Origin of the sequence: Serratia sp. Res13-Sevr-LER1-36-b (assembly GCF_015673035.1) — a bacterium.
Lineage (GTDB): Bacteria > Pseudomonadota > Gammaproteobacteria > Enterobacterales > Enterobacteriaceae > Chania > Chania fonticola_C.
In genome coordinates, this window is the sequence record NZ_JADACK010000038.1 from 172076 (window position 1) to 192012 (window position 19937).

17 protein-coding genes and 1 other annotated feature are annotated in these 19937 nt (G+C 55.3%); of the genes, 4 read left to right on the forward strand and 13 right to left on the reverse strand.

Translation table 11 applies throughout. The features are described 5' to 3' along the window. Window positions 1–124: 124 nt before the first annotated feature. Window positions 125–604 (forward strand): Cys-tRNA(Pro)/Cys-tRNA(Cys) deacylase YbaK, encoded by a 480-nt coding sequence (ybaK, locus tag IMQ33_RS22955; RefSeq protein WP_024528415.1) that lies wholly within the window; start codon window positions 125–127, stop codon window positions 602–604. A 42-nt stretch (window positions 605–646) separates the two neighbouring features. Here the strand turns inward: ybaK and ushA are convergent, their stop codons facing one another. After that, on the reverse strand, window positions 647–2299 hold the full coding sequence (ushA, locus tag IMQ33_RS22960) for a bifunctional UDP-sugar hydrolase/5'-nucleotidase UshA (protein ID WP_024528414.1): 1653 nt from the start codon (window positions 2297–2299) through the stop codon (window positions 647–649). Window positions 2300–2550: 251 nt separating this feature from the next. Here ushA and IMQ33_RS22965 point away from each other — a divergent pair, with 251 nt between their 5' ends. Beyond that, entirely contained in the window at window positions 2551–3771 is a 1221-nt protein-coding gene (locus tag IMQ33_RS22965) for an MFS transporter (RefSeq protein WP_186579548.1), read from the forward strand. A 225-nt stretch (window positions 3772–3996) separates the two neighbouring features. Continuing rightward, window positions 3997–5688, forward strand: coding sequence for a YbaL family putative K(+) efflux transporter (ybaL, locus tag IMQ33_RS22970; protein WP_098928392.1), 1692 nt, complete (start codon window positions 3997–3999; stop codon window positions 5686–5688). Between the two features lie 50 nt (window positions 5689–5738). Here the strand turns inward: ybaL and IMQ33_RS22975 are convergent, their stop codons facing one another. The 12 genes from IMQ33_RS22975 to IMQ33_RS23030 form a co-directional block, all read right to left on the reverse strand. Further along, the gene (locus tag IMQ33_RS22975; RefSeq protein WP_024528411.1) at window positions 5739–7043 is read right to left on the reverse strand and encodes an inosine/guanosine kinase; all 1305 of its coding nucleotides are present in this window, start codon (window positions 7041–7043) and stop codon (window positions 5739–5741) included. Window positions 7044–7154: 111 nt separating this feature from the next. Next, window positions 7155–8117 carry a ferrochelatase gene (gene hemH, locus IMQ33_RS22980; protein ID WP_065686292.1) on the reverse strand — a complete coding sequence of 321 codons (963 nt, stop codon included), beginning with the start codon at window positions 8115–8117 and terminating at the stop codon, window positions 7155–7157. Window positions 8118–8244: 127 nt separating this feature from the next. After that, window positions 8245–9393, reverse strand: coding sequence for a glycerate kinase (locus IMQ33_RS22985; protein ID WP_098928394.1), 1149 nt, complete (start codon window positions 9391–9393; stop codon window positions 8245–8247). Window positions 9394–9528: 135 nt separating this feature from the next. Then, entirely contained in the window at window positions 9529–10662 is a 1134-nt protein-coding gene (locus IMQ33_RS22990; RefSeq protein WP_024528408.1) for a sugar diacid recognition domain-containing protein, read from the reverse strand. Between the two features lie 112 nt (window positions 10663–10774). Then, window positions 10775–11419 (reverse strand): adenylate kinase, encoded by a 645-nt coding sequence (gene adk, locus IMQ33_RS22995; protein WP_024528407.1) that lies wholly within the window; start codon window positions 11417–11419, stop codon window positions 10775–10777. Between the two features lie 247 nt (window positions 11420–11666). Then, window positions 11667–13532 (reverse strand): molecular chaperone HtpG, encoded by a 1866-nt coding sequence (gene htpG / locus IMQ33_RS23000; protein WP_173410227.1) that lies wholly within the window; start codon window positions 13530–13532, stop codon window positions 11667–11669. 143 nt (window positions 13533–13675) lie between these two features. Further along, entirely contained in the window at window positions 13676–14281 is a 606-nt protein-coding gene (gene recR / locus IMQ33_RS23005) for a recombination mediator RecR (protein WP_024484410.1), read from the reverse strand. Then, a complete protein-coding gene (locus IMQ33_RS23010; RefSeq protein ID WP_021180123.1) occupies window positions 14281–14610 on the reverse strand; it encodes a YbaB/EbfC family nucleoid-associated protein in 330 nt (109 codons plus the stop codon). The genes recR and IMQ33_RS23010 overlap by 1 nt, the downstream gene beginning before the upstream one ends. Window positions 14611–14650: 40 nt before the next feature. Continuing rightward, window positions 14651–16603, reverse strand: coding sequence for a DNA polymerase III subunit gamma/tau (gene dnaX, locus IMQ33_RS23015; RefSeq protein ID WP_196062914.1), 1953 nt, complete (start codon window positions 16601–16603; stop codon window positions 14651–14653). Further along, window positions 15254–15318: a sequence feature (DnaX frameshifting element), on the reverse strand. Its footprint overlaps the gene before it by 65 nt. 420 nt (window positions 16604–17023) lie before the next feature. Continuing rightward, window positions 17024–17962 carry an Rpn family recombination-promoting nuclease/putative transposase gene (locus IMQ33_RS23020; RefSeq protein ID WP_370573146.1) on the reverse strand — a complete coding sequence of 313 codons (939 nt, stop codon included), beginning with the start codon at window positions 17960–17962 and terminating at the stop codon, window positions 17024–17026. Window positions 17963–18152: 190 nt separating this feature from the next. After that, the gene (gene apt, locus IMQ33_RS23025; protein WP_021180126.1) at window positions 18153–18704 is read right to left on the reverse strand and encodes an adenine phosphoribosyltransferase; all 552 of its coding nucleotides are present in this window, start codon (window positions 18702–18704) and stop codon (window positions 18153–18155) included. 147 nt (window positions 18705–18851) lie between these two features. Continuing rightward, entirely contained in the window at window positions 18852–19232 is a 381-nt protein-coding gene (locus tag IMQ33_RS23030; protein ID WP_021805456.1) for a DUF454 family protein, read from the reverse strand. Between the two features lie 147 nt (window positions 19233–19379). Between IMQ33_RS23030 and priC the strand changes: the two genes are divergently transcribed. Next, entirely contained in the window at window positions 19380–19916 is a 537-nt protein-coding gene (gene priC, locus IMQ33_RS23035; protein ID WP_024484404.1) for a primosomal replication protein PriC, read from the forward strand. The last annotated feature ends 21 nt before the right edge of the window (window positions 19917–19937 follow it).

A 19937-nucleotide genomic window follows, 5' to 3' on the forward strand; every position in this document is an offset into this window, starting at 1 on the left:
AGCAACCTGACGAACCTATTGGCAACTGCCTTTCATCCTCCTTGGCACAGGTTGCTCATTCGGCTCCATTTTTATCGTTTCGTTGCCACCGATGACAACGTCCCACAGTTTTGGAAAAGAGATTATGACACCCGCAGTGGTTCTGCTTGAAAAACAAAAGGTGGCCTTCACCCTCCACGCGTATCACCACGATAGCGAAGAAACCAACTTTGGCGACGAGGTGGTAAAAAAGCTGGGGCTGAACGCCGAACAGGTCTACAAAACGCTGTTGGTGTCCCTCAATGGCGATGCGAAAAATCTGGCCGTAGCGGTCACGCCGGTCGCGACCCAGTTGGATTTGAAGAAGGTGGCGAAAGCGCTAGGGGCCAAGAAAGCCGAAATGGCCGATCCGACAGTCGCTCAACGTGTGACGGGTTATCTGGTTGGCGGGATCAGCCCACTCGGGCAAAAGAAACGCTTGCCCACGGTGATCGACAGCCCAGCACAACAGTTTGCCACCATTTTCGTTTCCGGCGGCAAACGCGGGTTGGATATTGAATTGGCGGCTAGCGATCTGTGCCGCTTGCTGTCCGGCACCTTCGCCGAGATCGCCAAGCGGGACTGAAAAAGTAGGCCGTTAGCTTCCTCTGCAACGGCCTATGTCACCTTACTTGTAAACGATCTCGCCTTTAGGCTCGTACGCCGCCGCATCCAGCGGTGAGTGCTTCTCGATATACTGCTTGAGCACTTCCGCATCGATAAAGCCGGTATTGACGTAGCTTGGCAGGGTATCGATCTTCGGATAACCGTCGCCGCCCAGGGCGTTGAAGTTCAGCGTCGCCATACGATAGGTCTTGTCTGCCTGTAAAGGTTCACCCTTGATCTTGACGTCGCTAACGCCTTTGCCGTCCGCCACCAAGCTGACGTTGGCGAACTGCGCATAGGCACCGGAATCCACCTTCATATTGGCTACCGCTGCCAGATACGGCTCAACCTCGCTGCCTTTCATATCGACATACACCAGCGTGTTGCCAAACGGCTGCACCTTGAGCACGTTTTTATAGGTGATATCACCAGCCTCGATCGAGTCACGCACGCCACCACCGCTCATCACGGCGAAGTCTGCGTTGGCGCGTTCCATCTGCGCGGCTAGCAGCACGCGCGAAAGGTTGGTCTGCACGAAGCGGACTTTACTGCGATCCCCTTCCAGTTTGCCGTTGACGCTGCCCACTTTCACTTCCAACTGGGCCTTGCCCTTGTCCTGGAAAGGCGTCAGCAGCTTCATCATCGACGGATCTTCCTGGATCTGCTGGGTGTAATAGACCCGCTCGCTGGTGCCGTCGGCTTTCTCTACCTTTTTCTTCAGGTTGATCGGGATCAGCTGGTAATGCATCAATTTCAGTTCGCCGTTGCGGAACTGGAAGTCGGCACGACCAACGTATTTACCCCATTCGTGAGCCTGGACGATCCAGGTCCCGTTTTGGCGATCTGGCGAGCAAGGCGTGCCCGGGACATAATCCACCTGTTTGTGGTTTTCACTCGCCATACAGACCGGATCTTGCGAATGCCCACCGACAATCATATCCAGATAGCCCGCAGGCAGGCTACGTGCCATCTCTACGTCCCCCGGCGCGTTGGAGCCATGGTTACCATCGTCGTAGTGGCCCATGTGGGTGGCAGCGATAATCACGTCCGGCTTTTCATCTTTGCGCAGCTGCTCCACCACCTGCTTGGCTTCTTGCGCCGGGACACGGAATTCGATATCGGTAAAGTATTCCGGGTTGCCGATTTTTGCGGTGTCATCGGTGGTCAGGCCGATCACCGCAATCTTCACCCCTTGCTTTTCAAAAAGGGCATAAGGCTTGAACAGGCGTTGCTGGGTGCTTTTTTGATAAATGTTGGCGGACAATAGCGGGAAAGAAGCCCACTTCTCCTGCTGGCGCAACACGCTGAGCGGGTTGTCGAATTCGTGGTTGCCGATCGCCATCGCGTCGTAGCCGATCAGCGTCATGCCACGGAAATCGGGTTCTGCATCCTGCAAATCCGACTCTGGCACGCCGGTGTTGATGTCCCCACCGGACAGCAGCAGCACGCTGCCGCCTTTCGCCGCCACTTCCTGACGGATACTGTCCACCAGCGTCTTTTGCGCCCCTAGGCCGTACTCACCATGATCGTTCTGCCAGAAATGGCCGTGATGATCGTTGGTGTGCAGGATGGTGATATCGTAGGTTTTATCCTTTTCCCAGGCACTGACCGTTCCTGAAAACAACGTCAGGGAAACAGCCAACGCACATGCGGTGGTGTGAAGCGAAAAGCGCATGGCAGATCTCCATTGTTAATAATGGGTATTTTTTGATGAGGACGAAATTGTAACGCGAATCGGCTGCAACTAATTTCAAATTTTTGCGACATACGTCAAATTATGTCGGAAAGGCACGACTGGTCATAATTTGATCGGCGCTCCCGATAGCACATAATGATCGAGAGAGAATCAGCTACCCCGTTGTCGGACGAAAGATGAACGTTATAAGATGTCGGCTCTCTCCTCTCACTTACCAGGCTAATAATAATATGACTGACCGTAGTGAAACGGATATTCCACCGGTAACCAGCAGCGCGGCCAAAGGCACAGCGTTCTCTATTCTCGGTGCTATCAGCGTTTCTCACCTGCTCAACGATATGATGCAATCGCTGATCGTGGCGATTTACCCGATTTTGCAAGCCGATTTTAGCCTCAGCTTTGTGCAGATCGGGATGATCACCCTAACCTATCAGCTCACCGCATCGCTGCTACAACCGCTGATTGGTTATTACACTGACAAGCACCCGCAGCCTTATTCGCTACCCATCGGCATGGGATTCACCCTGTCGGGCTTACTGCTGCTTTCGGTGGCCAACACCTTCCCTCTGGTGCTGCTGGCGGCCGCGTTGGTGGGCACCGGTTCCTCGGTATTCCATCCTGAGTCATCCCGCGTTGCTCGCATGGCATCCGGTGGACGGCACGGTTTGGCCCAGTCGCTGTTCCAGGTGGGGGGCAACTTCGGCAGTTCACTCGGCCCGCTGTTGGCCGCGCTGATTATCGCCCCCTACGGCAAGGGAAATATCGCCTGGTTCTCACTGGCTGCGCTGCTGGCCATTGTGGTCCTGTTGCAAGTCAGTAAATGGTATCAGCAGCAACATCGGGCGGCCCAAGGCAAGCCAAAAACCGCTTCCCTGGTCAAACCGCTGCCAAAACGTACCGTCGTGTTCTCCTTAAGCATCCTGCTGGTGCTGATATTCTCCAAATACTTCTACTTGGCGAGTATTAGCAGCTATTACACCTTTTATCTCATACATAAGTTCGGCGTTTCGATACAGAATGCCCAATTCCATTTGTTTGCCTTCCTGTTTGCCGTGGCAGCAGGAACCATCATTGGCGGGCCTTTGGGAGATAAGTTCGGGCGTAAATATGTGATTTGGGGTTCTATCCTCGGTGCTGCACCATTTACCCTGGCTTTACCCCATGCTTCTCTCTACTGGACCGGGATTTTGACGGTGATCATCGGGGTTATTCTGGCCTCGGCCTTCTCGGCCATTCTGGTGTATGCGCAAGAGCTGATCCCCGGCAAAGTGGGGATGGTTTCCGGGCTATTCTTCGGTTTTGCTTTCGGTATGGGCGGGTTAGGCGCGGCAGTTCTTGGTTATGTCGCCGATTTGACCAGTATCGAGCTGGTTTATCAAATCTGTGCATTCCTGCCGCTTATCGGCATTATCACCGCATTGCTACCAAATATGGATCATAACCAGCATTAACCCTGACATCACCCCGGTTTAGCGCAGAAGTTAAACCGGGTTATCTACTCCGAAACCCCATTTAATCCGGTCAATTACACCATAATTCCCCTTCCTTCTGCCATAATAGACGAATAGTCTGGTTTTTTACACAAAACCCTAAATTAGCTAAGCAATGAAAGCACAAATGCAATAAACTAAATGTATCCTTTCGTAACATCCGTGAGCACAACCAGAGGAGTATGGATGCATAATTCAACACCCTTGATCACCACTATTGTTGGAGGGTTAGTACTCGCCTTCCTCTTCGGAATGCTGGCAAACCGCCTGCGCATCTCCCCATTGGTAGGGTATCTGGCCGCAGGCGTACTTGCCGGCCCGTTTACCCCCGGTTTCGTCGCTGATACCTCGTTGGCGCCGGAACTCGCGGAGATTGGGGTGATCCTGCTGATGTTCGGTGTTGGTCTCCATTTCTCGCTTAAAGATCTCCTCGCAGTAAAAAATATCGCTATCCCAGGGGCCATTGCCCAAATCGCCGTCGCGACGGTGTTGGGGATGGGGCTGTCCAAACTGATGGGCTGGGATTTGGTTTCCGGCCTGGTGTTCGGCCTGTGTCTGTCCACCGCCAGTACCGTGGTACTGCTGCGCGCCCTGGAAGAACGGCAACTGATCGACAGCCAACGTGGGCAGATCGCCATCGGCTGGCTGATTGTCGAAGATTTGGCCATGGTGTTGGCCCTGGTGCTGCTGCCGGCGTTTGCCAATATGCTCAACAGCGATACCGCCAGCACCACGCAACTGCTCACCGAGTTGGCCATCACCATTGGCAAGGTTATCGCCTTTATCGCGCTGATGATTATCGTCGGCCGCCGTGTGGTGCCATGGATCCTGGCAAAAACCGCCAGTACCGGCTCGCGCGAGCTGTTTACGCTGGCGGTATTGGCACTGGCGCTGGGTATTGCCTACGGCGCTGTCGGCCTGTTTGACGTCTCATTTGCCCTGGGTGCCTTCTTTGCCGGTATGGTGCTGAACGAATCGGAACTGAGCCACCGCGCAGCGCACGATACGCTGCCGCTGCGTGACGCCTTTGCGGTGCTGTTCTTTGTCTCGGTCGGTATGCTGTTCGACCCGATGATCCTGATCAACCAACCGCTGGCGGTGTTGGCAACGCTGGCGATTATCCTGTTTGGTAAATCGGTGGCAGCCTTCGCACTGGTCAAAATGTTCGGTCACTCCAAGCGTACCGCGCTGACCATTTCCGCCAGCCTGGCGCAGATTGGTGAGTTCGCCTTTATCCTGGCCGGATTGGGGGTCACGCTGGGCATGATGGATCAGCATGGCCGCAATCTGGTGCTGGCCGGAGCGATCCTGTCAATCATGCTCAACCCGCTGCTGTTTACCTTGCTGGAGCGCTATCTGGCCAAGACGGAAACAATCGAGGATCAGATCCTGGAAGAGGCGGTGGAGGAAGAGAAGCAGATCCCGGTCGATATCTGCAATCACGCCGTCGTCGTGGGTTATGGTCGGGTTGGTAGCCTGCTTGGGGCCAAGCTGAGCGAAGAAGGCGTCTCGATGGTGGTGATAGAAAACTCTCGCCCTCGGGTTGAAGCGCTGCGCGCTCAAGGGATCAAAGCGGTGTTAGGCAATGCAGCCAATCCTGAGATCATGGAACTGGCGCGGCTCGACTGCGCACGCTGGTTGCTGCTGACCATTCCCAACGGTTATGAAGCCGGTGAGATCGTGGCCTCGGCCCGCACCAAGCGCCCTACTCTGGAGATTATCGCCCGCGCTCATTACGACGACGAGGTTTCGTATATTTCCGACCGGGGTGCCGATCAGGTGGTGATGGGTGAACGTGAGATCGCCAACAGCATGTTGAATATCCTCAAGCTGGATACGCTGTCGGAAGAAGAGAAGCTGGCCGCCTGCCCAATCTGAAGCCATTAAGCCGGTAAGAGCGCTAAAACCGCGCTCTTACCGGTTGTTGGTTACCGTTCCCAGTAAGACTCTTCCAGACTGTCTTCCCGCTCCGGCAGCCCACGGGTCAAACGTGGCGAGTGCTGGTTAAGCACCTGATAGCTAACGCGGTTGGCATATTTGCAGACCTGCGCCAATGAAGAATAGGTCAGGTAGCTACGTACATGCTTGCTGGAGTTTGGCACGTTGTTACGGTGATAGCCGTTAGCGGCGATATCATGCAGCAGCGCAGACAACGCACCGTCGCCCGCACCGTTGGTATTCATGATCTTTTCCGGGCCGCCCATATACGGGGCGATATGCGAATAGACCTTGAGCGCGTTTTCGCAGCTTGCACGGCGCATCGCACGGCTGAATTCGAAGCGGTTAAACTCGGCGATATGGCCCGGCAACAGCGGATGCTGAGTTTCACGCTTGTTGGCCTCTTCGGTGTAGCCTGCCATGTACAGACCGTTTGGCCCAGCGGTACACAGCACCAAATCTACCCAGTCCAATGCCATCTCTGAGGCCATCAGCGGATCGCTCAACCCAGTGAGTTCCAGCGCCTCATCTTCATTCATCGCCAGAATGGAAACATGTTCCCTGAGAAAATCACGCCACCACACCGGGTTATCCGCAATGACATACTTGGTGCCCAGCGTCAGCACCACCGGTACATCATGCTTTTTGGCAAACGCGATCGCCTGCATGGTGGCTTCCGGCATTGGCTCACCGGGTTTGCAACGCACCAGGTAGGAGGTCAGTACCAACGCGGCAGCCCCTGCGATCACTTCTTCCGGAATGCTTTCCGGGCGTAGCTGGTTCATCTGCCCCGGGCTGATGGCAAAGGTGCGCTCGCCGCTCTCGCTAATCAGCGTAAAGCAGCGGCCAATGGCCCCATCAACCGCTTGCAAGTAGTTGAGATCGGTACGACTGGAGGTGTTGCACAGATAGCGATAGGCATAGCTGCCAATTTTGACGTTGCTGCACATCACGCCGAGCAGCACGGAACGATCGTCCGCCAGTACCGAGTAGTTGTGCAGGGTGTTACCGATGGTGCCACCGGCAAATTGATGAGTGATCAGGTTGTTGTCGCTCAGTTCCTGATACAGCGCCTCGGCAACGTCGTCTTCAATGACCAGCGAATGGCCCAGGCTAAGGCCGTAGCGTTCAACAAACGCATCATCCACTTTAGCTTCGATATCTACCAGCGTCTGATCGATACCGACGACATAAGAGGTACTGACTTCATTTTCAGGCTGTGTCTGCTGCAATAACGGATCGCGAGCGTTGACCGGAAAATAATGTTTGGATTTACGTTTACCAGGAAATTTCATGTGATTGGCGGTGAGTTGCGGTGAACAGGCAGGAATGTTAGCACATTCCCGCCTGATTGCTGCGCTTTCACGTGAGCATTTTGCTAGCCGAGCGGTGAAAAGCCGGCTTGATTACAGCCGTTGACCCACCAGCTGTTGCATCATATCGATATGGGCGGCGTCATCATTAAGTGCCGGGATGTATTCAAACTTCTCGCCCCCCGCCTCAAGGAAGATTTCGCGGTTCTGCTCTTTGATCTCCTCCAGCGTTTCCAGGCAATCTGCAGAAAAACCGGGGCAGATCAGTTGGATATGCTTCACCCCTTGCGCTGGCAGGCTCTTCAGGGTTTCGTCGGTGTACGGCGTCAGCCAAGGCTCCCGGCCAAAACGCGATTGATAGGTCATCATCACCCGATCTGGGGACAGAGGTATGGCCGCCGCCAACGCGCGGTAGGTATCTTCGCAACGTTGCGGGTAATCATCACCCAGAGTGGCGTAGCGTTTGGGAATACCGTGGAACGACATCACCAGGCGATCGGGCTTACCGTGTTCAGCGAACGACCGCTCAACGCTTTGCTGCAAAGCCAGGATATACGCTGGGTGCTCGGCATAGTCACGGATAAAGCCAATCGATGGCAGGCGGCGATAGCCTTTCAGCACCCGCGCCACACCATCCCAGACTGCGGCGCTGGTCGAACACGAGTATTGCGGATACAACGGCAACACCACCAGATTGGTCACGCCCTGCGCCAATAGGCTGTCGATAGCCTGTGCCAGGCTGGGTGAACCGTAGCTCATGCCCAGTTCTACCGGGGTATTTGGCATACGCGCCGCCAGCTCCCGCTGTTGGCGGCGGCTATAGACCAGCAACGGTGAGCCTTCTTCCATCCAGACGGATTGATAAAGCTTTGCCACACGCGGTGAACGGATCGGCAGAATGATGCCGTTAAGAATTGGCCACCAGATCAGCGGGGCAGTATCGACCACCCGGTTGTCACTGAGAAATTCTTTCAGATAGCGTTTTACCGCCTGCGGGGTAGGTGCCTCTGGCGTACCCAGATTCACCAGCAATACCCCGTGTTTCTCTTGTTTCATTCCGATCCCCTTGTCCTTCCCGGCAAATACCCTGTTATTTCTCAGCGTATTAACAGCCACTCATGCGGCCTATTGTAACGGAAAAGCGCCGGACCGGAACCTATATCAATAACAGGTAGAACGGGGGTTATTTTTGCGCCAGTTGCCAGACGGCGGCTACGTTACGCGCCGTGACTTCCAGGTTATGGGCCGCGTCCGCCAGCGCCTCTGGCAGCGTCACGATGCGGTCGATCACCGAGAAAGCGGCGTCGATGCCGTGTTGATGCACCACCTGATAGTCTTTTGACAGGCTACCGGCAATGGCAATCACCGGTAATTGGTGGCGCTTGGCTACCCGCGCAACGCCGATCGGGGTTTTGCCGTGGATCGACTGGCTGTCGAGCCGCCCTTCACCCGTGATCACCAGGTCAGCATTACGTACCGCATCTTCCAGATGCAGCGTTTCGATCACGATTTCGATGCCTGGCCGCAGTTCAGCGGCCAGAAAACCGATCAATGCCGCCCCCATGCCCCCTGCCGCGCCCGAGCCGGGCACCTGCAATACCTTGCGCCCGGTGCTCTGCTCCAGGAGCGTGCCGTAATGATGCAGCGCCTTGTCCAGTTGCTGCACCTTCTCCGGCGTAGCCCCTTTCTGTGGGCCGAAGATTGCTGAAGCCCCGTGATCGCCACACAGCGGGTTATCCACATCACAGGCTACCGTAATCTTCACCTGCTGCAGGCGGGGATCCAATTGACTGAGATCGATATGCGCCAGTTGCGCCAACGCCGCGCCACCGGGCCTTAATTCTTGATTATGATGGTCGAGTAGCTTAGCGCCCAGCGCCTGCATCATGCCCGCCCCACCATCGTTGGTTGCGCTACCGCCGATCCCCAAAATGATCGAGTCTACACCTTGTTGCAGTGCCGCCAGGATCAGCTCACCGGTGCCAAAGCTGGTGGTCACCAACGGATCGCGTTCGTCACCCGCCACCAGATGCAGCCCGGACGCGGCCGCCATTTCGATAACGGCGGTTTTCCCTTCCCCCAACAGACCATAAAATGCTGCAGTAGGTTTGCCCTGCGGCCCGCTCACCTGCACATTGATGATTTCCCCACCGGTGGCGGCCACCATCGCATCGACGGTGCCCTCGCCTCCGTCCGCCATGGGCAGCAACACATAGTGCGCCTGCGGATAGATTTGCCGGAAACCACGCTCGATCGCTTCTGCGACACCCTGAGCACTCAGGCTCTCTTTAAAGGAGTCGGGGGCAATTACCACTTTCTGTAGGGTGTTCATCGACAGTGCCTTAATCTTCAGAGGATGCCACTGCATCGGTTAGTGAATACCATACCCTGCCGACAACGGAAATTCTTTAGCGATAGACACAAACAAAAGGGTAAAAAATAACGTTATTTTGTGCATTCACACAATTCAATCCTGCATCAACATACCGATATACAGTTGCAAGACGTCCGCCAATTGATTGATCTTCAGGCCAGTCGTTTTTTCTACGCGCTGTAGGCGGTAACGCAGGGTGTTAACGTGAATATGCAGCTGTGCCGCAGTCTTGGTTTGGTCACAATTCTGATTGAAATAGTGGCGCAGCGTGTTTCTCAGCATCCCTTTCTCATCCTGGGCGCTCAATTGCTGCCAGGGCCGGGATAGCTCCTGCGCTCGCCAATCCTCCCCCAAATCACACAACAGAGAGGGCAGCGGGTAGTCATCATAAAATAGCGTATGCTGGGGCAACTTAAGGCGGTGCGCCATGGTTTGCACTGCACGCGCGGTCTGAATGGAGCGGTAGACGCCCTCGTCACCACTGTAAAAGCCCCCGACGATCAACCGCAGGCCAAAGCGTTGCTGGATCTCATGCTGGAGTTGCTGGGCCAGCTTGCGCTCCTGCTGCACGTCCCACACGCCCTGTCTCATACAGGCCGGGCGCAAGAGCACCAGTTCATTAAAGCTGGTCATGGTGATAAGCGCCTCACGCTGGGTGATCTCCAGCTCTGCCAGCAAGCCTCTCAGTGCCTGCGGCTGCGGCTCATACAGCTCAAGCAGCCAGACAATGCGTGGCTGTTGCAGATCCAGTTCTAAATAGGCCGCCATCGCCTCGCGCGAACCGGGTTCACTGTGCCCTTGCAGCAGTTGGTTGGCCAGCTCTTCCCGGTAACGCTTCTCCCACTGATGTTGATCGAGCATCGCGGCCTGTTCCACCATCAGCTCCGCCGCCATTTTCACCAGTTCACCATAGGCTCGCACCTGAGCCGGATCGCCGGAAACCCCTATCGCGCCGACCAGTTGATTGCGGAAACTGAATGGCAGATTGATACCGGGTTGCACCCCCTTCAGATGCTGTGCCGTGGCCTCATCAATCTCCACCACCCGGTTTTCGGTCAGAGCCAATACCGCCCCTTCGTGGCGCTGATACAGACGCGAGGCGTTGCCGGAAGCAATAATGACGCCGTTGCTGTCCATCACGTTGACCGAATGGTGAATGATGCTCATCGCGCGTTGCACGATCTGGCGCGCGGTCGCTTCTTGCAAAAAATTTGTCTGCCTGGGCATGCGGCTTTTCCTGTCGGGCGAAACGGTAGCACTGATAACCTAGCATGAAGCGGCAAAAAAAAACGCCGGGCAGCAACAGCAAGCCCAGCGTTTTCTACAGCCTTGACACCGATTAGCCCAGAATGGTCGCCAGCTCAGCGCTCACTTCCGTCACCTTACGGGTGCCATCGATCTTGTGGTAGGACGTATTGCCCGCCTCGGCTTCTTTATGGTAGTAAGACACCAGCGGTGCGGTCATCTGATGGTATTCCACCAGGCGCTTACGCACGGTCTCTTCCTGATCGTCTTTACGGGTGGTCAGCTCTTCGCCAGTGGCGTCATCTTTCCCTTCCACCTTCGGCGGATTGAATTTGATGTGGTACACGCGGCCAGATGGCGCATGCACGCGGCGGCCAACGATACGATCGACGATCAGTTCGTCCGGCACGTCGAACTCCAGCACGTAATCCACTTTAATGCCGGCTTCTTTCATCGCATCGGCCTGTGGAATGGTGCGTGGGAAACCGTCCAGCAGGAAACCGTTACGGCAGTCTTCCTGGGTAATACGCTCTTTGACCAGCGCAATAACCAGCTCATCGGTCACCAGCTTGCCGGCGTCCATGATTTCTTTCGCCTTTTTGCCCAGCTCAGAACCGGCCTTAACGGCTGCGCGCAACATATCGCCCGTGGAGATTTGCGGAATGCCGTATTTCTCCATGATGAATTGAGCCTGAGTGCCTTTACCAGCGCCTGGAGCGCCCAGCAGAATGATACGCATTGCGTAAATCCCCTTGCTATGTATTTCCCTTCATTCTTCGGGCCGCGGCCGGAAGTCTATCGGGTTTGAGTTTTTATTAAATTTCGAAAACACTCAACCTTACCATTTCTGAGGGGGGTGGCTCAAGGTAGCGAGAGGAAATCGGTTGCGGAAAGATCGGGCTGAAACGAGGCAAGCAGCGAGAAAATTTAACCGGAATAGAAGTGATTACGCCCCAAACTCTAAGGTCTGGGGCGTATTTTGCTGATTAAGCGGACAACAGCTTATTCATGCGGCGGATAAACTGGTTTGGATCTTCCAGCGTCCCACGCTCGGCCAGCAGGGCCTGATCCAACAGCAGATCGATCCATTCGGCAAATTGTTCGTTATCGCCCACATCGGATGCGCGTTTGACCAACGCATGCTCTGGGTTCAGCTCGAAGATATACTTCACTTCCGGCGCAGCTTGCCCCGCAGCGGCAAACAGTTTGGCCATCTGGGTGCTCATCTCGTCGGCATCGGTGGTGACGATGGCCGGGGTATCAGTCAGACGATGCGTCAGACGCACGTCCTTCACGCGCTCACCCAACAGCGTCTTGACCCGCTCGATAAACGGCTCCAGCTGCTTCTCGGCTTCTTTCTGCTCTTCGGTTTCATCCGCCAGTTTATCCAGCGCTTCATCCGCTTTGCTGACCGACTGGAACACCTTACCGTCAAACTCGGTCAGGTAGCTCATCATCCACTCATCGATACGGTCAGACAGCAGCAGGACTTCGATGCCTTTCTTGCGGAACAGCTCCAGGTGCGGGCTGCTCTTGGCGGCGGCATAACTGTCTGCGGTGATGTAGTAAATCTTGTCCTGGCCTTCGGTCATGCGGCTGACGTACTCTTCCAGCGAGACGGTTTGCGCCGAACTGTCATTGTGCGTAGAAGCAAAGCGCAGCAGTTTGGCGATGGCCTCTTTGTTGCCGCCGTCCTCCGCTGGCCCTTCTTTCAGTACCATACCGAACTGCTGCCAGAACTTCTGGTAGGCTTCCGCATCGTCTTTCGCCAGCTTGTCCAGCATCTGCAACACACGTTTGGTCAGCGCGCCACGCAGGTTCTGGGTAACACGGCTGTCCTGCAGGATTTCACGCGAAACGTTCAGCGGCAGATCGTTGGAATCGATCAGGCCACGCACAAAGCGCAGGTAGTTCGGCATGAACTGCTCAGCGTCATCCATGATAAACACGCGCTGAACGTACAGCTTCAGGCCGTGTTTGTGATCGCGATTCCACATATCCCACGGCGCCTGGGCCGGGATGTACAGCAGGCTGGTGTACTCCTGCTTACCTTCCACCCGGTTGTGGCTCCAGCTCAGCGGATCGGTAAAGTCATGGGCAATATGCTTGTAGAACTCTTTGTACTCTTCTTCGGTCACGTCGGCTTTGCTGCGAGTCCACAACGCTTGCGCCTTGTTGATTTTCTCCCAGGTGACGGTGCCGTCTTCTTCATTCTTGGTTTCGATCTCTACCGGCAGCGCAATGTGATCGGAATATTTGCCAATCACCGAGCGCAGACGCCAGCCGTCGAGGTATTCGTCTTCGCCTTCACGCAGGTGCAGGGTAATTTCGCTGCCGCGATCGGCCTTGTTGATATCGGCGATGGTGTAATCACCTTCACCGGCAGACTCCCAGTACACCCCTTGATCTTCCGCTGCACCAGCCGCGCGGGTACGTACGGTGACTTTGTCCGCCACGATGAACGCTGAGTAGAAGCCCACGCCGAACTGACCGATCAGTTGGCTGTCCTTAGCCTGGTCTGAGCCGATAGACTCCAGGAAGGCCTTGGTACCAGATTTGGCAATCGTCCCCAGGTTTTCGATCACTTCTTCGCGGCTCATACCGATGCCGTTATCGGCAATCGTCAGGGTGCGCTTCTCTTTGTCGAAAGACAGACGCACGCGTAGTTCACCATCACCTTCATACAGCTCAGGCTTGGAAAGCGCGCGGAAACGCAGCTTGTCTGCCGCATCGGAGGCGTTGGAGATCAGCTCACGCAGGAAGATTTCTTTATTGGAGTACAGCGAATGGATCATCAAATGAAGCAGTTGTTTGACTTCAGACTGGAACCCACGGGTTTCTTGACCTTTCATACTCATTGATTACCTCAAAGACAGTAGTGACCAAATCATGCAATGAGGATCAGATGGGGTTAACTCTGTGGTTTTTCAAGCGGCTGGCGGGGAAATTTTTGTCAACTGAATTACGGGGCAGAGGGCTGCCCCGTACAGAATCATCAGAATTTGATCGCGTGGCGTCCGGCCAGGGAGTGCGACAACGTGGTGCCGTCCACCATTTCCAGTTCACCACCTACCGGAACTCCGTGGGCAATGCGGCTGGCAAGTACGCCATATTGGCCACACATCTCGGCGATGTAGTTGGCCGTAGCATCCCCTTCCACCGTCGGGTTGGTGGCCAGGATCACTTCGGTGATGGTTTCCTTCTCCAGCCGTTGCTCCAGCCGATCCAGGCCGATATCGCCAGGGCCAATGCCGTCTAACGGTGACAGATGGCCCATCAGCACAAAGTAGCGCCCGGCAAACTGGCCGGTCTGCTCGATGGCGTGAATATCCGCCGGGCTCTCCACTACGCAAATCTGGCCGTTTTGCTGGCGGCGCACATTATTGCAGATGGTGCAGGTATCCTGCTCGGTGAAGGTACGGCAATCGGCACAGTGGCCGATCTCCGACATGGCACGGGTCAGCGCCTGTGCCAGCCGCATCCCGCCGCTGCGATCGCGCTGCAGCAGTTGGAACGCCATACGCTGCGCCGACTTCGGGCCAACGCCCGGCAGGCAGCGCAGTGCCTCCATCAATGATTCAAGGAGCGGGCTGGTTTGCATCAGAACGGCATCTTAAAGCCTGGCGGCAACTGCATCCCGCTGGAAACCGACGCCATCTTCTCTTTCTGGGTTTCTTCGATGCGACGTGCTGCGTCATTGAAAGCAGCAGCGATCAGATCTTCCAGCATCTCTTTGTCGTCTTCCATCAGGCTTGGGTCGATTTCAACCCGGCGGCAGTTATGCGCCCCGTTGATGGTCACTTTCACCAGGCCTGCGCCGGATTCACCAGTCACTTCCAATTTGGCAATTTCTTCCTGCATCTGCTGCATCTTTTCCTGCATTTGCTGGGCTTGCTTCATCAGGTTACCCATACCGCCTTTACCAAACATAGTCGTCTCTCATTGCATTGGCCGCGCACTGTGCGCCGCGTTAAATAGGGCGAATACTCTCTTCATCCAGATCTGCATCGAAGAACCGACGCAGGGTCTGGATATTGGTATCCGCAACGATGGACTGGCGAGCCTGTGCCAGTTTTTCTTCATAAATGGCTTGCCGCCACTCCAGCGGAGTCCGCTCCGCCGGATTATCGTCTTCCACCACGCTGAGTTCAACCGTGCGGCCATGTAACTCACTGAGTGCCTGTGCAAGCGTCTTCTGCGCCGAAAGCGAATTCAGATGACGCTGCGAAGACCGCAGGTGGAGACAAATACTGTCTGGTGCCAGTTGCTGCTTAAAGGCATTTAGCGCCAGTTGCTGCACCAGTTTCGGTATTTTTAGCTGGTCGATCTCTGCCGCCCAAGGATCTCGTTCGATGGACTCAACCACCAGTTTAGCCGACAGCTCAGGCGTTTTTTCATGTTCGAGCGCCGTACGCAACGCTTTTGGCGTGGCCAGCGGTTCCGGCACGGCTTCTGGTTCGGTAAGCGCGCGCCAGCGATAAGCCTCCGGCTTGGCCGGTTTCTCCGTAACGATCTTTTCGGCCTGACGCTTCTGGCTGCGTTCGGTTACCGAGGCTAAACGCTCTAGTGCCGAGTTAGCCGGCCGCGCTATTCCTGGCGCCGCCGGCTCATTCTTTTTTGCGGTGGATGCCCCCTGTTGCCGCAGCAACTGGGTTCGCGCTTTAAGTAGCTGCGCGGTAGCATCCGGTAAATTTGTTGGTTGAGTATTCTGCGGCGGCGCAGCCTGCCCTAAGGGGGGCGGGGTATCTGGATAGGCAGAAGGTGGCGCAACAGCCATATTCCCCTGCGGCTGCGCCGGCGCGATCTGCACCATGGCCACCGGCTCTGGGATCACCGCTTTTGGGTGAAACGCCAGCGCGCGCAGCAGGGTCATCTCAACGCCCATACGGCGATCCGGGGCATAGGCCAGCTCTTTGCGGCCAACCAGCAAGGTTTGGTAGTAAAGCTGTACGTCCGTTGGCGGCAGGGTGCGCGCCAGCTCACGTAACCGCTGCTCAATCGCAGCGTAATGGTTATCCAGCACTGCAGGCAGCAGTTGCACCATCGCAATGCGGTGCAGCAGCGCCAGTGTTTCCACCAGCAGGTTTTCCCAATCCACACCGCGTGACGCTGCCTGGGCGACCTGCGCCATCACTTTTTCGCCGTCGGCACTCACCAGGGCTTCCAGGATGGCCAGCGGCTGCTCATCATCCAACGTCCCTAGCATCTGGCTGACGGTGTCGGTCGTCACCTGCCCTTGCCCCATGGCAATCGCCTGGTCGGTCAGGCTGAGGGCATCACGCATACTGCCATCGGCGGCGCGCGCCAACAGTTGCAACGCGCGGGCATCGCTGGTGATGTGCTCTGCCAGCAAGACGGTTTCCAACTGCGTGCGGATCTGTTCCACGTCCATCGCTTTAAGATGGAATTGCAGGCAGCGGGAAAGAATAGTGACCGGCAGCTTCTGCGGATCGGTGGTTGCCAATAGGAACTTGACGTGCGCAGGCGGCTCTTCCAGCGTTTTCAGCAACGCATTGAAGCTGTGGCGCGAGAGCATGTGGACTTCATCGATCAGGTAGACCTTGAAACGGCCACGCGCCGGGGCGTATTGCACGTTATCGAGCAGATCGCGAGTATCTTCCACTTTGGTTCTGGAGGCGGCATCGATCTCGATCAGATCGACAAAGCGCCCCTGCTCGATCTCACGGCAGTTATCACACTGGCCGCAGGGCGTCGCGGTGATGCCTGTTTCGCAGTTCAAACCTTTGGCCAGCAGCCGTGCAATGGTGGTTTTACCCACGCCGCGCGTGCCGGAGAACAGATAGGCGTGATGGATCCGCCCCAGAGAGAGGCCATTAGCCAGCGCCGTCAGGACATGCTCTTGTCCGACAACCTCTGCAAACGTTTGGGGGCGCCACTTACGGGCAAGAACCTGATAGCTCATTAAGACTTCATCACTGATTTATGGAGTAATTTCAACCCAAGTAGTACATCACAACGTCAAGGACATTGCCATGTGGGCGGCCTGCTGGGTACCGAGGTTGAACCGATACCCTTTATCGTCCGATGGCCACGCACACTTTAGTGTAACAGTACGCCCGCCGTCATTCCTATAACTTTGCATCATGCCTGTCAGGTGCGAGCCTGGTGGCCAGTCAATGACAGGGAAACACCTTGGCGAGGGTTAACCACCTGAAAGAATTTATACTGTGTTTGACAGTGAAGAGCTACCTATGGGGCTTTATCGGCCGTCTGAAACTGGCTTTTTGCAGTTTTAGCTAACCAGGCAGTAACCGGCTGCCTCTGAAAATAAGGCCATCACGATACAAGGTGGAACGGCCAACGAACGCCAGCCGTTAAAGCTTTAGTGGCGGATCTGGGCCAGCTCGTCTTCGGTCAAACCCGTTGCCTCAAGCACGGCCTCACGAGCCATGCCCATTTTGAGCAGGCTACGGGCTACGTCCAGCTTACCCAGCAGAACGCCTTCTTCGCGGCCTTCTTCAAGCCCAGCAATTCGGCCCTCTTCTCGACCTGCAATTCTGCCTTTCTGCTCCAGCTGTTTTGCAATAGTCATTAGTTCGTCTCCGTGTTCGGGCACTCGTTGTGCCAGCTCGCGTACAAAGGCTTCTGCGTCGGCGGTTTCGCCAGCCTGTACTAAATAGTGTACCAACGATATCACCTGTTGCGAAGAAAGATATCCCGCCATCAGGATGGTCGCTAACCGGTCAGTCAGCTCTGTGATGTCGCGTTGGTGGATATGTTTCTGTAACAGCGTCAGTGCGGCCATGCTGCGGTGATTCATAATTTCATCATCGGGAATGACAGTGACATCCACCACAGGAAAATCGGCACCGTAGATTTTTTTCGCCAGCTCAGGAGCGTCAAACTCCTGCAGCCAGTTGGTTGAATACGGGTACGGGCTACGTTTGCCAGTGTAGAACAGTATAGGAATAACCAGGGGTAGCTTTTTGTGCCCGGCCGCAAGATGACGCTGCATGGCGGCAATGGCGTAACGCAGCAGCCTGAAGGCCATATGTTGATCTGGCGTTGACTGATGTTCGATAAGCACATGAATGTACCCATCGCCCGCCGCGGTTTTCAGGCTATAGAGAACATCACTAAAATACTGGCGTAGATCGTCCTCAACAAAAGAGCCGGATTCAAGTTTCAGAGTGCTGAGGTCACAAATCTTGCGTAGTTCTCCTGGCAGATGGATTTCGAGGAAATCCTGTGCTGTCCCTGGGTGCATTAGAAACTGTTTGAATACCGCATCGTGTAAATTGAGTTTGCTGTTTTTTTTCACAATCGATCACTTTTCAACCACGCCTGAATGGACTTTATCATATGAGGCCGTGGGTTAAAATGTTGCCGCGAGCCAGAACCTTGGCGTTTTCAGCAAGAAATTGATGAGGATAGAATACAGCGGAGAAAACGGGGAAGTCGTGGTTATACGTCAACCCCGCAGCGAACCACGGGGTTGTCTATCGAAGGTATCAATGCCCAGCGAAGTCGAGCAGGCAGTAGCAATTAATACCCAGATTATTCAGGCGCGTTTCGCCCCCTAGGTCCGGCAGGTTGATGATAAATGCCGCGTCTGTCACTTCCCCCCCCAAACGGCGGATCAGCGTGGCGGTGGCTTCAATCGTGCCACCGGTGGCCAGCAGATCGTCAACGACCAGCACTTTGTCGCCAGCAACGATGGCATCGGTGTGAATTTCCAGCTTGTCGGTGCCGTATTCCAGCTCATAGCTTTCGCTCAGCGTCGCACGCGGCAATTTGCCCGGTTTGCGTACCGGCACAAAGCCAACGCCCAGCGCCAACGCCACCGGTGCGCCGAACAGGAAACCACGCGCTTCAGTACCCACCACCTTGGTGACGCCCGTATCGCGGTAACGTTCGACCAGCAGTTCAATACTGGAAGCATACGCCAGCGGGTTTTCCAACAGGCTGGTCACATCACGGAACAGAATACCCGGCTTCGGGTAGTCGGGAATGGTTTTGATACTGTCTCTAATATACTGAAGCTGTTGCGCAGTCGCGGTCATAGTTATTGCCTGATAAAACTACCTGATAACTTCCACACAGGCCTTCAACCACCACGCTTTGAACAAAAAAACGTCGGGAGGAAACCTGCGCACGAAAACGCCCAAATCTATGCAAAAAGGCGGATAAATGCAACTGACGCCGCACGATCAGCGCTGTTTTTGTTGCGGCAGGTCAATAACTGGCAGCCGGAGCATAAAGGTCAGCAAAATAACCAGGATCGCCAGCAGTACACCTCGCACCCACCAAAGGTTCACCAACCATAGGGAAGCAGCAAACGTCACGACAATGACCAGCACCGCTTTCCACTTGGCTCCAGGCGGTAACGCCTTATGCTGTTGCCAATGACGCAAATAAGAACCGAACCAGGAGCGATACAGCAACCAATGATGAAAACGCGGTGAAGAACGTGCAAAGCACCAGGCAGCCAGTAACAGAAATGGGGTCGTTGGCAGCAGTGGCAGCACCACGCCCAACGTTGCCAGCACCACGGCTAACCAACCCAGTATAATCAACAACCAACGAGTCATGCCTGTCCTTACCTATCATGATGGCCCGTTAACTGTAGCATCCTTGGCCATAATGCTGCCAGTTGGCGGCTTTATCCATCCGAAGCTTGTCTCATCTCTCTTTCACGGGCAAGCTTAGACACTTACTGCCTTATCGAAGGATCTCACGTGACTACGCACCGCTTATTACAGGCGCTTGAACAACAGATCGCCGCCCTGGCCAGCGAAATCCAACCGCGAGGTGATACCCCTATCTCGCAGGCGCGGTTTGACGTTGCCCTGTTCTCCAACCACGGCACGCGGTTACGAGATTATCTGGCCGAGATACAAAAGAACTTTGCCCAGCTACAAACGGCGGTAAAAGACAACCGTACCGCTCACGTCGCCTTTCTGGCGGAAAAGCTGGTTGCACAGCTCACCGCGTTACAGCGCGAAATGGCGACCCAGACAATACGGCGTAAAAATCAGCCGAAGGAAGTGGCTGTGGTCGATTTGTACCATAAGCTCGCCGAACATCAGGATTATGAACGCCGCTTGATCGCCATGATCCAGGACCGCGAAAGTCTGTTAGGGCAACAAACCACCTTCGCCGCGCAGAAGAAATTACAACAGGAACTGGCCGCATTTGAGGGCAGATTAGTGCGTTGTCGGCAAGCGTTGGCGCGCATAGAGCGCAGTATCGAGCGAAAAGAAAACGGTTTTTGAATATTTGTCACATTATTTTAA